This window comes from Saccharomonospora halophila 8 (assembly GCF_000383775.1).
GTDB classification, from domain to species: domain Bacteria; phylum Actinomycetota; class Actinomycetes; order Mycobacteriales; family Pseudonocardiaceae; genus Saccharomonospora; species Saccharomonospora halophila.
The window spans coordinates 38,203-50,865 of sequence record NZ_KB912503.1; the positions used below are offsets into that span (position 1 = coordinate 38,203).

Sequence of the window (12,663 nt, forward strand, 5' to 3'; positions counted from 1 at the left end):
CGTACGCGCGCCGGGGCGGGGTGTCGGCCCGCCCGCGGGAGACTCCCGCCATACCCGGCCAGGGACCGCGCTGTCGGCCACGCCCGCCCGTCGGGGCGGTGTCCTCGACGAGCCCCCGCCGGAGAAGATCGGCGAGTACCGCGTGCAACCTGCCCGCGTGCGCGTCCGTCGCCTGGGCGAACAGGGTCGACAGGCCCCGCCGCCCGTCCAGGGTGCGCAGGATGTCGACGAGGACCGGTGCGAGGTCGGTCACCACGACGGCGCGTGCCGGATCGAGGCCGATCTGGAGCTCGTCGGCACGGCGGTCCACCACCTCCAGTCCGGGCAGCAGTCGAGGGCGGCGCGGCAGTGGCAGGTCCGGTGGTGCGAGGTCGGGAACGGTTGTGCTGGTCGTCATGCGCACAGCGTGCGGCCGGCGGCGCGCGGTCGCACACGCGGTGACCGGAGTTGTCCACAGCCGGCTCGCGGGTGTGGACAACTTCCGGGGTGTGATGTTGTATGCCTCGTCGTTGTCGGAGTCCGGCCTTACTGTGGGGGACGTGGCCGATGCACGGGTTCCCTCACTCAGAGGTCGGGACGAGTCCTCACGACAGTCGACCCGGCGGCGGTCGGGTCAGCCGGCCCGGCCCCGGCAGGACCGGCGTTCGGACGACGGCGGCTCCCGCGGGGCGCGGAAACGAGCCGACCTGAACAGGGCCGACCACGGTACTGACCTGGACAGGGCCGACCACGGCGCCGACCCGGACGGTGCCGACCAGAAGGTGGAGGTACGCCGCAGCCCCCGCCGCCGGAGGACGGTGACGGCCTACCGGGACGGCGACACGCTGGTGGTGCTCATCCCCGCCACCATGACCAAGTCGGAGGAACGGCACTGGATCGCCGAGATGCAGCGCAAGCTCCGACGCACCGAGAACAGGCGTGCCGCGCCGGCCCGGGCCTCCGACGAGGCGCTGCTCCTCCGCTGCACGGAGCTGTCCCGGCGCTATCTGGACGGCACCGCACAACCCGCCAGCGTGCGGTGGGTGCCCCCCATGCGGACGCGGTGGGCGTCGTGCACCCCCCGGGACCGCACGATCAGGGTCAGCGAGCGGCTCCGCACCGTGCCGTCCTGGGTGCTGGACTACGTTCTCGTCCACGAGCTGGCCCATCTCCGGGTCGCCGAGCACAACGCGCGATTCTGGGCGTTGGTGCGGCGTTATCCGAAGACCGAACGCGCCATCGGTTTCCTGGAGGGCCTGTCGTCGGCGGAGGGACCGCGCACACCGACCCCGGACGACTGAGCTGTTCCGGAAACCGAGCTGCCCCGGACGACTGAGCTGCCCCGGACGACTGAGCTGCTCCGGACGACTGTGCCGCCCCGGACGACGGGCGGGCACGGACGACCCGGTCCCCGGAGCTCAGCCGTCCGTGCCGGGGTCGTCCTCGCGCCGGTGGCGGTCCCGGTCGTCGTCGGGTGCGGCGTCGGCCGGACCGTCCTGGTCCCGCCGGGTCCGGTCCGGACCCGCCTCGTCCCGCTCCGCCTGTTCCTGCTCGGCCCGGCGGGTCCGTTCGAGCTCCGCGATCGGATCGAGGTCATCGCCGGTGGCGCCCCCGGTGCGGAGCCGCTCCGCGAAGCCGGCCGGGTCGTCCAGGTCGTCGCCGGTCGGCATCAGGTCCGGGTGCGACCAGAGGTTGTCGCGGGCGTCGGTGCCCGCGCGGGAGCCGACCTCGCTCCACAGCTCCGAGGCGGCCCGCATCCGGCGCGGTCGCAGTTCCAGCCCGACCAGGGTGGCGAAGGTCTGTTCGGCGGGGCCGCCGGTCGCGCGCCTGCGCCGCAACGTCTCCCGTAGCGCGTCGGCACCGGGGAGGCGGTTGCCGATCGCGTCCGCGACCACGACGTCGACCCAGCCCTCGACGAGAGCGAGCAGCGTCTCCAGCCGCGTGAGCGCGGCCTGCTGTTCGGGGGTCGTCCGGGGTTCCAGCAGGCCGGACGACATGAGCTCCTCGATGCCCGCGGGGTTGCTCGGATCGATCTTTCCGGCGAGTTCTTCCAGGGCCGAGGTGTCCACCGAGATCCCCTGCGCGAACTCCTCCACCGTGGCGAGCAGGCGCTGCCGCAGCCAGGGCACGTGCGCGAACAACCGCTGATGCGCGGCCTCCCGCGCGGCGAGGAAGACCAGCACCTCACTGTTGGGCCGTTCCAGGCCCTCGGTGAACTTCTCGATGTTCGCGGGCACCAGCGCCGAGGTGGCCTCCGGCCCGAGCGGCAGCCCGATGTCGGTGGAGGTCAGCACCTCGGAGGCGAGTCCACCCAGGGCGTTGCCGAGCTGCGAGCCGAACGCCATGCCCCCCATCTGCCCGACCATCGACAGCAGCGGCCCCGCCGCCTGCTTGGCCTCCTGCGGCAGCGCCTCGGTCCAGGCGTTCGACACCTGCCGGGCGACCGGATCGCACAGACGCTGCCAGGTCGGCAGGGTCCGGTCGATCCAGTCCCGCGCCGACCACGCCACCGTGCTGGACGCACCCGCGGGCAGGATGGTCGCCTCGTCCAACCAGAGTTCGGCGAGATGCGCCGCGTCCCGCACGGCCGCGTCCCCCGACTGGTCCTCGGTCGTGAACCCGATCCGGCTCCGGCTCTCGCCGCCGAGACGCTGCACGGCGATCTGCTTGGCCAGGTCGTAGTTCACCGGGCCCGACGAACTGCCTGTCTGACTGAGCATCTGCCCGAGTTGGCTGAGCATCTGCCCCAGTTGCTGAAAGGCGTCGGCGCCCGAACCGGACTGTCCGCCCTGCCCGGACGGGTCGTTCTCGGGGCCCTTGTCGGGATCGGGGAGACCGAAGCCGAACGGTGGATTGCTCATAACCCCCACCGTACGCTGGTCGGGGCGCCCCGTACCCACCCACGGCGTGGCCGCGGCGTTCGCCGACGGCGTGCGGTGACGCCCACGTCGGGCACGATGTCGGTCACCGTACGCTGGGCCGCGTGAGTGAACCTTCGGACAGGGAGACACCGGCCCGTCACCCGGAAGCCGACGGTCCTTCCGACGTGGTGCCGGAACCCGGCGAGGCGGTGCCGGGATCCGGCGAGGCGGTGCCGGGATCCGGTGAGGCGGCGCCGGAACACGGCGCGGACGGGGAGAGCTCCCGGGGCGACGCCCGGCGGTTGTCCCGCCGCGGGTGGACGTTGGTGCTCAGTGGCGTTCTGGTGCTGGTGTTCGCCCTGGTGGGGTCCTTCGTGCGGGTTCCCTACGTCGCCCTCGGACCGGGGCCGACCTACGACACGTTGGGCACGGTGGACGGACAGGAGATCGTCACCGTGGACGGGGAGACCAGTTACTCCTCCGACGGCGAGCTCCGGATGACCACCGTCTCGCTGAACGACGACGTGACCCTGTTCGGGGCGCTCGGGCTGTGGTTGAGCGGGCGGTTCGCACTGGCTCCCCGGGAGAACTACTTCCGGCCCGGACAGACCGACGAGGAGGTTCGGCAGCGCAATCTGCAGCAGTTCCGGCGCTCCCAGAGCAACGCGGAGGTCGCGGCGCTGCGGGAGCTCGGACATCCGGTCCAGGTCCGGGTCGACCGGATCACCGACGGCAGTCCGGCGGACGGCGTGCTCTCGCCCGGTGACCGGCTGTTGGCGGTCGACGGGCGTCGGGTCTCCGACACCGCCGACGTGTACGAGGCCCTGTCCGACACCCGGCCCGGTCAGCGGGTCTCGCTGACCTTCAGCCGGGAGGGCGGCCCGGAACGAACCGAGTCGGTGACACTGGCGAACCGGCCGGACGGACGCCCGCAGGGTTTCGTCGGCTTCGTGCCCACCGGACACGCCGAGGTCCCCTTCGAGATCGACATCGCCCTGGACCACGACGTCGGCGGGCCGTCGGCGGGCCTGGTCTTCGCGCTGGCGATCGTGGAGCGGTTGACCCGGGACGACCTCACCGGGGATGCCCGCGTCGCGGGCACCGGGGAGATCGATGCGCAGGGCAACGTCTCGGAGATCGGCGGGATCTCGTTCAAACTGCTCGCGGCCCACGAGGCCGGGGCGACCGCGTTCCTCGTGCCGAGCGGTAACTGCGACGAGGCGGTCGCCGCCGCACCGGACGGCCTGCGGCTGATCGAGGTGTCCACCCTCGACGACGCGATCCGTGCGCTCGAGGCACTGGAGGCCGGGGAGCCGGTGCCGTCCTGCGCGGGCTGACCCGCGCAGCTCACGGCTGGAACGTCGCCCGCAGGGCCTGAACCAGGTTCGGGGCGAGGTCCGGATGCTCGACGATCTCGTCGGTCCCCTCCACCGACGCACGGTCGGCCCCGTCCGCCGGGTCACCCGACGGGGTCCGCGCGGGCGGCTGGACCCCACGCAGACGCAGCACGCAGGACGCCTCGCCGTCCCGTAGCACGGCGGCGACCAGCCGGGCCTCGGTCCTGCTGGGGTGATCGGCCGCGGCGCGGCGGAGCCGTTCGAGGTCCTCCTCGTCCGGGTCCCGCCCGTCCGTGCCCGCTCCGTCCGTGCCCGCCCCGTCGGAACCGCCGACGTCGGGCAGTTCGGACTCCGCCTCCGGCGGCAGCACGACGATCTCCTGTGCCAGTGCGCAGCCCTGCACGAGGTCCGGCCAGGCGATCCGTCCGAGGGCCTCGGCGAGGTCGCCCTCCGGCAGCTCCTCCTGGGCGACCGGGGTGAACTCGCTGTCCGGGTCGAGTTGCGCGGCGAGTTCGGGCTGCTGCCGCAGGATCTCGGCGGTCGCCACGAGCGCGAACAACCGGGTCGGCTGATTCCAGCCCCCCGCGGCCACGAACTCCTCGACCTCGCGTGCCGACGCGGCTACCCTGGCCGAACCCGCCCGCTCCTCGTTGTCGCTCATGGCACCATCCTCGCAGGCGGCCGCGCCGCCCGCGCGGACGCCCGATTTGGGGGGGTTCGGGAACCCGGGCGCCTAACCGTAGAGTTGAGTGAACAGGGACGCTGCCGTCAGCAGGGACGCTGCGAGCGTCGGCGCCCCGCCAGTATCCGTTCGATTACGGGGAGTGTGCGTAGTGGCCACCCGGCCTCCTGCCAGTCTGCCGAAACTGTCCCGGCGCGCCCGCGTGCTGCTCGCCGTCGCCGCCGCGGTCGTACTGCTGCTCCTGCTCGGTGCCCGGCTGCTCGACACCTACGTCGACTGGCTGTGGTTCGGCGAGGTCGATGCGCGCGGGGTCTTCAGCACGATCCTGTTCACCCGCATCGCGCTGTTCGTCACCACCGGCGCGCTGGTCGGCGGGTTGCTGGGGCTGAATCTGTGGCTCGCCTACCGGTTCCGGCCGATCTTCGTGCCGGTGTCCGGCACCGAGGATCCGCTCGCGCGGTACCGGACCCTGGTCAGCGCCCGCGCGAAGCTGTTCGGCATCGGGGTCCCGGTGCTCGTCGGTCTCATCGCCGGTGCGAGCGGCCAGGCCAACTGGCGGGTCGTGCAGTTGTTCCTGAACGGGTCCGAGTTCGGCTGGACCGACCCCGTCTTCAACATGGACGCGAGCTTCTACACCTTCAGCCTGCCGTTCTACGGGTGGTTGCTCGGGTGGCTGTTCGTCGCCCTGGTCGTGTCGTTCCTCGGTGCGGCGGCCACCCACTACCTCTTCGGCGGAATCCGGTTGGCCGGTCGTGGAGGGCAGATCTCCGGCCCGGCGAAGGTGCACCTGCTCGTGCTCGTCGGTGTGTTCGTGCTGTTCAAGGCGGCGGAGTACTTCCTCGCCCGCTACGAGCTGCTGTGGTCGAACCGCAACGACCTGTTCACCGGTGCCTCCTACACCGACCTCAACGCCGTGCTGCCGGCACAGCTGATCCTGCTGATCATCTCGATCCTGATCGCGATCACGTTCTTCGCGGGCGCGTTCCTGCGCAACATCCAACTGCCCGCGATCGGGCTGGTGCTGTTGCTGCTGTCCGGTCTGGTGCTGGGCGTGGCCTGGCCCGCCGTCCTCGAACAGTTCTCGGTGCGGCCGAACGCCAACGAGAAGGAGGCCGCCTCGATCGAGCACAACATGGCGGCCACCAAGCACGCGTTCAATCTCGACGAAGAGACCATGAACGTGCAGAACAACTACACCGGCAACACGGACCCCACCTCCCAGGAGGTCCGCAACGACACGGGGACGGTCCCGAACATCCGGCTGCTCGACCCGAACGTGCTGAGCCCGACCTTCACCCAACGGGTCGGCCGGGAGAACTTCTACGGGTTCCCGGAGAAGCTGGACATCGACCGTTACGAGGTGGACGGCGAGAAGCAGGCCTACGTCGTCGCCGCCAAGGAGATCAACACCGACGGGTTGGCCGAGAACCAGCGCACCTGGGTCAACCGCCACCTGGTGTACACGCACGGCAACGGGTTCGTCGCGGCGCCGGCGAACACCATCGACCGCGCGCTGGAGGACGGCAACAGCGACGGCGGGTATCCGCTGGCGCGGACCAGCGACACCCAGGACCCGGACGGCGCCGGTATCCAGGTGGACCAGCCCCGGATCTACTTCGGGGAACTGGCCACCGACTACGCGATCGTCGGCGGGACCGAGGGCAAGGCGCCGGGCGAGTACGACACGGCCAACGACCGCAGCTATCTCTACGACGGCGCCGGCGGGGTGCCGATCGACGGCATGGTCAATCGCGCGGTGTTCGCGGCCCAGTACGGCGAGCGCAACATCCTGTTCTCCGAACAGATCAGCGACGGCGCGAAGATCATGTACAACCGGGACCCCGCCGACCGGGTCGAGAAGGTGGCCCCGTGGCTGACCGTGGACGAGGACCCGTACCCGGCGGTGATCGACGGCGAGATCAAGTGGATCGTCGACGGCTACACCACGCTGAACAACTTCCCCTATGCGCAGCGGACCTCGCTCGGGGACGCGACGCAGGACTCGCTGACCGGCGTGCCGCGGCAGCAGGACAACCAGATCAACTACATCCGCAACTCGGTGAAGGCCACCGTCGACGCCTTCGACGGCACGGTCGAGCTGTACGAGATGGATCAGAAGGATCCGGTGCTCGACACGTGGATGGACATCTTCCCCGGGATGGTGAACCCGCACTCGGAGATCACCGACGAGCTGCGGCAGCACTTCCGCTACCCGAACGACATCTTCAAGGTCCAGCGTGAACTGCTGACGAAGTACCACGTCAGCAACGCGCAGGAGTTCTACTCCACGCAGACGTTCTGGAACGTGCCGCAGGACCCGACCGAGGAGGGCGGGACCGACCCGTCCCAGAACGTGGCCAACCAGCCGCCGTACTACCTGTACGCCCAGGCGCCCGGGCAGAAGCGGCCGCAGTTCCAGCTCACCAGCGCGTTGACACCGTTGGAGCGGCAGTACCTCGCGGCCTGGATGACGGTGTCGTCCCACCCGGACAACTACGGGGAGATGACCGTGCTCAAGCTGCCGACCAGCGGTGGGCAGCAGCTCGAAGGGCCGATCCAGGTCCAGAACGCCTTCCAGAGCAACCCGAAGTTCACCCAGGACCGGACCCTGCTGGGCAACGAGAGCGTCAACATTATCTACGGCAATCTGTTGACCCTCCCGGTCGCGGGCGGCTTCCTCTACGTGGAGCCCGTCTACATCCAGCAGCGCCAGGACCAGAGCTATCCGCAGCTGGCGCGGGTGCTGGTGTCGTTCGACGGGCGCATCGGGGTGGCCTCGACGCTGAGCGAATCGCTGGACCAGGTGTTCGGAGAGGGCACCGGCGAGGCGGCCACCGGCCCCGCGGAGGGCACCGGGGACAGTTCGGAGGGTTCACCGGACCAGCAGGAGCAGACACCTCCGGAGGACGGGGAGCAGCCGCCGCCCGAGCAGGGACAGCAGCCGCCGCAGGACGGGCAGAGCCAGAGCCCCGAGGTGAACCAGGCGGTCGCCGACATCCAGGCGGCGCTGGAGAAGCTGCGGCAGGCACAGCAGAACGGGGATTTCAACGCCCAGGGTGAGGCGCTGCAGGAGCTCGACGAGGCCGCGCGGCGGTACGAGCAGGCACAGAACTCGGGCGGCTGAGGGCCCCCCGGTGTCCCGGCGCCCCGGCGCCGGGACACCGGGGGTGACCTGGTGATTCGCCGTGCGGGACCCCCGCTTTGCACCGGCCGGAGGGCGTGGCGTAGAGTGGGTTTCACCGGCACGGAGGAGTGAACGCCTCCCGCCGGGGCCCACCGGAAAAGGGACCCCCTGCGAGGGTCACCCGGACGGTAGGGTACAGTGGAAAACACACCGACGCGGGGTGGAGCAGTTCGGTAGCTCGCTGGGCTCATAACCCAGAGGTCGCAGGTTCGAATCCTGTCCCCGCTACCACGTGAATCAGGGCCCGGGCCGAGCGCTCGGGCCCTGATTCTGTGTCCGGTACGGCCGGTGGCCGACCGGGTGCGCCAGGTGAACCACCTGTTCCATTGTGGACCACTGGCCCGGGCCACTGTGGACAGAACGACGGATTCGTGGCACGGTGAAGAGCGTGTCCGATCTGAACGCGACTGCCGCAGCACTGCTTGGTCTGCTCCACGACGGCCCCGCCACCGGCGGCGAGCTCGTCGCGGCGGCTGAGGAACGGTTCGGCACGTTCTTCAGCGTCACGCGGAGTCAGGTCTACCGGGAGCTCCCCGCCCTGCACAAGGAGGGATACCTCCGGCTGGGCAAGCAGGGGCCGCGCTCCAGCCAGCAGTACATCCTCACCGCCGCGGGCAAGCGGGCCTTCAAGGCGTGGGTCACGGCCGATCCCGGTGCCGACCATCTGCGCAGCCCCCTCATCCTGCGGGTGGTCAACGCGGGTGTCCTGACGCCGAAGCAGCGCGCGAACCTCTTCGAGACCGCCCGGGAGACCTACAAGATCGAGCTTGACGAGGCCAAGGCCGCGGTCAAGGCCGCCGGTGACCCGGTGGAGAAGGCCGTCGCGGAGTTCGGCCAGGCCTATGCCCGTGCCGCGCTCAAGCTCGTCGATTCGATCTCGTCGAGCTGAGCACGCTCCTGTGGACGGCCGCCCCGTCGGACCCGTCGGACCGGCGTGCCCACACGCTGATACGGCCGCCGACGAGTGGCCGCGTGTTTTGCCGTAACCTTGTCAGTTGTGAGTGTCGACTTCGAAACTGCGATCAAGGACCTGGGCGGCAAGCTCACCCAGGTCGAGGCCGTCATGGATCTGGACGCGCTGCGCAAGGAGGTCGCCGAGCTCGAACAGGAGGCCGCGCGCCCGGACCTCTGGAACGATCCCGACGCCGCGCAGAAGGTCACCAGCAGGCTGTCGCATCAGCAGGCCGCGCTCCGTAAGGTGACCGACCTGCGCCAGCGGGTGAACGACCTGAGTGTGCTGCACGAGCTCGCGGTGGCCGAGGGCGACGCCGCGAGCCGTGCGGAAGCCGATACCGAACTGGCGGATCTGACCAAAGAGATCGACGCACTCGAGGTCCGCACGCTGTTGTCCGGCGAGTACGACGAGCGCAACGCCGTGGTGACCATCCGTTCGGAGGCCGGGGGCGTGGACGCCGCGGACTGGGCGGAGATGCTGCTGCGGATGTATCTGCGCTGGGCGGAGCGGCACAACTACCCGACCCGGATCTACGACATCTCCTATGCCGAGGAGGCCGGCATCCGGTCGGCGACCTTCAAGGTCGAGGCGTCCTACGCCTACGGCACGCTCTCGGTGGAGCAGGGCACCCACCGGCTGGTGCGGATCTCCCCGTTCGACAACCAGAACCGGCGGCAGACGTCGTTCGCGCACGTCGAGGTCCTTCCCGAGGTCGCCGAGGTGGACCACGTCGAGATCCCGGAGAAGGACATCCGGGTCGACGTCTACCGTTCCTCGGGCCCCGGTGGGCAGAGCGTCAACACCACGGACTCGGCCGTGCGCATCACCCATCTGCCGACCGGTGTCGTGGTGTCCTGTCAGAACGAGAAGTCCCAGCTGCAGAACAAGGCCGTGGCGATGTCCGTGTTGCAGGCCAAGCTGCTCCAGCGGAAGAAGGAGGAGGAGCGCGCCGAGCTGGACGCGCTCCGGGACAGCGGGTCGAGCTGGGGCAACCAGATGCGTTCCTACGTGTTGCACCCGTACCAGCTGGTCAAGGACCTGCGCACCGAGTACGAGACGGGCAACCCGACGGCGGTGCTGGAGGGCGAGATCGACCGTTTCCTCGACGCGGGCATCCGGTGGCGCAAGCAACAGGCGGAGGCGAACTGAACAGGTCGGCGGGCGCGCTCCCGGGCCCGCCGGACACGGTGTCCGGGGCGGGAGGGGCGCCGCCCCCGGTGCGCGGAGTCGGGTGCGGAGGCAACCGAGGTTTCACGTCGGCCGACTGTAAGATGGCCGACCGTGATCCGGCTCGAGAACGTCTCCAAGGTCTACAAGACCTCGACGCGTCCCGCCCTGGAGGACATCACGGTCGACGTGGACAAGGGCGAGTTCCTCTTCGTCATCGGCCCCTCCGGCTCGGGCAAGTCCACGTTCCTGCGGTTGCTGCTGCGGGAGGATGTGCCCAGCAAGGGTCGGGTGTCGGTGTCGAACTTCGACGTCGCCAAGATGCCCCGGCGCAAGATCCCCCGGCTGCGGCAGACGATCGGTTGTGTCTTCCAGGACTTCCGGTTGCTCACGAACAAGACGGTCGCCGAGAACGTCGCATTCGCGCTTGAGGTCATCGGCAAGCCGAAGCGCACGATCGACAAGGTCGTGCCCGAGGTTCTGGAGCTGGTCGGCCTGGACGGCAAGTCGGACCGGATGCCCCACGAGCTCTCCGGCGGTGAACAGCAGCGGGTGGCGATCGCGCGGGCGTTCGTCAACCGGCCCCTGGTGCTGCTCGCCGATGAGCCCACCGGGAATCTGGACCCGGAGACCAGCCAGGACATCATGCTCCTGCTGGAACGCATCAACCGCACCGGAACCACCGTGCTGATGGCGACCCATGACCACTCGATCGTGGACTCGATGCGGCGTAGGGTCGTCGAACTGGATGACGGCCGCGTGATCCGTGACGACAAGAGAGGCGTCTACGGCGTCGGACGCTGACCCCCGGCCTTCGGCATCCCGCCCTCCGGCACCCCGCCCTTCCCTTCGACAGCACCGCCCGCCCCGGCCACCCGAACCCAAGGAACGTCCCTGAGATGCGCGCCAGCTTCGTCCTCAGCGAGGTCGTGACCGGTCTCCGCCGCAACGTCACGATGACCGTCGCGATGATCCTCACCACCGCCATTTCGCTCGGGATGTTCGGTGGTGGCCTCCTGTTCGTCCGCACCATCGACAAGATGCAGGCGAACTACCTCGACGACGTCGAGGTCACCGTCTACCTCAACGAGGACATCAGCGCGAACGACGAGGACTGCACGACGCCGGCGTGCTCGTCCCTGCGGCAGTCGTTGGAGACCGACCCGGCGGTCGAGTCGGTCTCCTACGAGAACCGCTCCGAGGCCTACGCGCGCTTCCAGGAGATCTTCAAGAGTGAGCCGGACATGATGGAGCTGGCCCGGCCGGACTCGTTGCCCGCGTCGTTGCACGTCAAACTGTTCGATCCGCAGCGCAGTGACGTGATCGTGCAGGAGTACCGCGGCGACGAGGCCATCTCGAAGATCAACGACCAGAACAAGTTCCTCGAACGGTTCCTCGGGCTGCTCAACGAGGGCCGCAACGGCACCTTCCTCGTCGCCCTGATCGCCGCGACGGCCGCCGTACTGTTGATCGCCAACACCATCCAGGTCTCGGCGTTCACCCGGCGCACCGAGGTGGGCATCATGCGTCTGGTGGGCGCGACCCGCTGGTACACGCAGTTGCCGTTCCTGCTGGAGGCGGTCGTCGCCGGGGTGCTCGGTGCGTTCCTGGCGATCGGTGGCCTCGTCGGGCTGAAGTACGCCGTGCTCGACCGGTTGGTCGACCAGGTCGGCGCGATCCCGGCGATCGGACTGTTCGACATCGGCATCCACGTCGCCCCGGTGCTGTTGGCGACCTCGGTCGTCATCTCCGCCGTGACCGGGTACATCACCCTGCGCCTCTACGTGCGGCACTGATTTCGCCACCGCCCTCGCCGGTACGGGTGGCGGCGGAGGACACGCGAGGGGATAGAGTCGAAGGATGGCCAAGGAAGTCGGTCACAAGGTGATCGTGTCGAACCGCCGTGCGCGGCACGACTACTCGATCATCGACACCTACGAGGCCGGTCTCGTGCTCGCCGGGACCGAGGTCAAGAGCCTGCGCGCGGGCAAGGCGTCGCTGGCCGACTCGTTCGCCACCGTCAGCGGCGGGGAGATCTACCTGCACAACGTGCACATCCCGGAGTACAGCCACGGGACGTGGACCAACCACGAACCCCGGCGCAAGCGCAAGCTGCTGCTGCACCGGCGCGAGATCGAGAAGCTGATCGGCAAGACGAAGGAGTCGGGCTACAGCCTGGTGCCGTTGTCGCTGTACTTCCGGGACGGCAAGGCGAAGGTCGAGCTGGCGCTGGCGAAGGGGCGCAAGGTGCACGACAAGCGCCAGGCGCTGGCCAAGCGGGACGCGCAGCGCGAGATCGAGCGGGCCATGGCCGCTCCGGCAGCTGCTTGACCAGCGGCTGCAGCGTCTCGTGGTTCTCGACCCCCGCCAACGCCGCGTCCTCCTCGCCGAGGGTGTCCCCCAGCGCGAGATTCTCGGTGTCGGCGGAGAGCACCTCGTCCAGCGACATCGAGTGGTAGGCGTTGCCCGCCTCCAGCCCCTCGAAGACCTCCTCGGCG

General features: G+C 69.6%; 10 protein-coding genes, 1 tRNA gene and 2 pseudogenes. 9 read left to right on the top strand and 4 right to left on the bottom strand.

Annotated elements, in window-relative coordinates:
* Positions 1–397, bottom strand: a pseudogene (locus SACHA_RS24955) (hypothetical protein); the annotation flags it as partial.
* A 364-nt stretch (positions 398–761) separates the two neighbouring features.
* Here SACHA_RS24955 and SACHA_RS26495 point away from each other — a divergent pair.
* Entirely contained in the window at positions 762–1,280 is a 519-nt protein-coding gene (locus SACHA_RS26495; RefSeq protein WP_028662910.1) for a M48 metallopeptidase family protein, read from the top strand.
* A gap of 117 nt (positions 1,281–1,397) precedes the next feature.
* Here the strand turns inward: SACHA_RS26495 and SACHA_RS0105400 are convergent, their stop codons facing one another.
* Positions 1,398–2,840 carry a zinc-dependent metalloprotease gene (locus SACHA_RS0105400; RefSeq protein ID WP_019807780.1) on the bottom strand — a complete coding sequence of 481 codons (1,443 nt, stop codon included), beginning with the start codon at positions 2,838–2,840 and terminating at the stop codon, positions 1,398–1,400.
* 323 nt (positions 2,841–3,163) lie between these two features.
* Here SACHA_RS0105400 and SACHA_RS0105405 point away from each other — a divergent pair, with 323 nt between their 5' ends.
* Complete coding sequence (locus SACHA_RS0105405; RefSeq protein WP_028662911.1) at positions 3,164–4,177, top strand: YlbL family protein; 1,014 nt, start codon at positions 3,164–3,166, stop codon at positions 4,175–4,177.
* 10 nt (positions 4,178–4,187) lie between these two features.
* On the opposite strand, the gene SACHA_RS0105410 is transcribed toward SACHA_RS0105405, so the two are convergent.
* On the bottom strand, positions 4,188–4,838 hold the full coding sequence (locus SACHA_RS0105410) for a PPA1309 family protein (RefSeq protein ID WP_019807784.1): 651 nt from the start codon (positions 4,836–4,838) through the stop codon (positions 4,188–4,190).
* Positions 4,839–5,010: 172 nt separating this feature from the next.
* Here SACHA_RS0105410 and SACHA_RS0105415 point away from each other — a divergent pair, with 172 nt between their 5' ends.
* The 7 genes from SACHA_RS0105415 (at position 5,011) to smpB (ending at position 12,496) form a co-directional block, all read left to right on the top strand.
* Positions 5,011–7,983, top strand: coding sequence for a UPF0182 family protein (locus tag SACHA_RS0105415; RefSeq protein WP_028662912.1), 2,973 nt, complete (start codon positions 5,011–5,013; stop codon positions 7,981–7,983).
* 214 nt (positions 7,984–8,197) lie between these two features.
* Positions 8,198–8,274 (top strand) — tRNA-Met (locus SACHA_RS0105420).
* A 157-nt stretch (positions 8,275–8,431) separates the two neighbouring features.
* Positions 8,432–8,932, top strand: a complete 501-nt coding sequence (locus SACHA_RS0105425; RefSeq protein ID WP_028662913.1) for a PadR family transcriptional regulator — start codon at positions 8,432–8,434, stop codon at positions 8,930–8,932.
* Between the two features lie 108 nt (positions 8,933–9,040).
* Positions 9,041–10,147: a peptide chain release factor 2 gene (gene prfB, locus SACHA_RS0105430; RefSeq protein WP_019807789.1), complete on the top strand. Its 1,107-nt coding sequence runs from the start codon at positions 9,041–9,043 to the stop codon at positions 10,145–10,147.
* Between the two features lie 132 nt (positions 10,148–10,279).
* Positions 10,280–10,969, top strand: coding sequence for a cell division ATP-binding protein FtsE (gene ftsE / locus SACHA_RS0105435; RefSeq protein WP_019807790.1), 690 nt, complete (start codon positions 10,280–10,282; stop codon positions 10,967–10,969).
* 95 nt (positions 10,970–11,064) lie between these two features.
* A complete protein-coding gene (ftsX, locus tag SACHA_RS0105440) occupies positions 11,065–11,961 on the top strand; it encodes a permease-like cell division protein FtsX (protein WP_019807791.1) in 897 nt (298 codons plus the stop codon).
* Positions 11,962–12,025: 64 nt separating this feature from the next.
* The gene (gene smpB, locus SACHA_RS0105445) at positions 12,026–12,496 is read left to right on the top strand and encodes an SsrA-binding protein SmpB (protein ID WP_019807792.1); all 471 of its coding nucleotides are present in this window, start codon (positions 12,026–12,028) and stop codon (positions 12,494–12,496) included.
* On the opposite strand, the pseudogene SACHA_RS25990 reads toward smpB, so the two are convergent.
* Positions 12,477–12,663: pseudogene (locus SACHA_RS25990) on the bottom strand (RNA polymerase sigma factor SigF); the annotation flags it as partial. The gene smpB and the pseudogene SACHA_RS25990 overlap by 20 nt on opposite strands.

Coding starts and splice junctions, on each gene's coding strand:
- SACHA_RS0105400 (WP_019807780.1), bottom strand. CDS start 2,840: ATGAGCAATCCACCGTTCGGCTTCGGTCTCCCCGATCCCGACAAGGGC.
- SACHA_RS0105410 (WP_019807784.1), bottom strand. CDS start 4,838: ATGAGCGACAACGAGGAGCGGGCGGGTTCGGCCAGGGTAGCCGCGTCG.
- ftsX (WP_019807791.1), top strand. CDS start 11,065: ATGCGCGCCAGCTTCGTCCTCAGCGAGGTCGTGACCGGTCTCCGCCGC.
- smpB (WP_019807792.1), top strand. CDS start 12,026: ATGGCCAAGGAAGTCGGTCACAAGGTGATCGTGTCGAACCGCCGTGCG.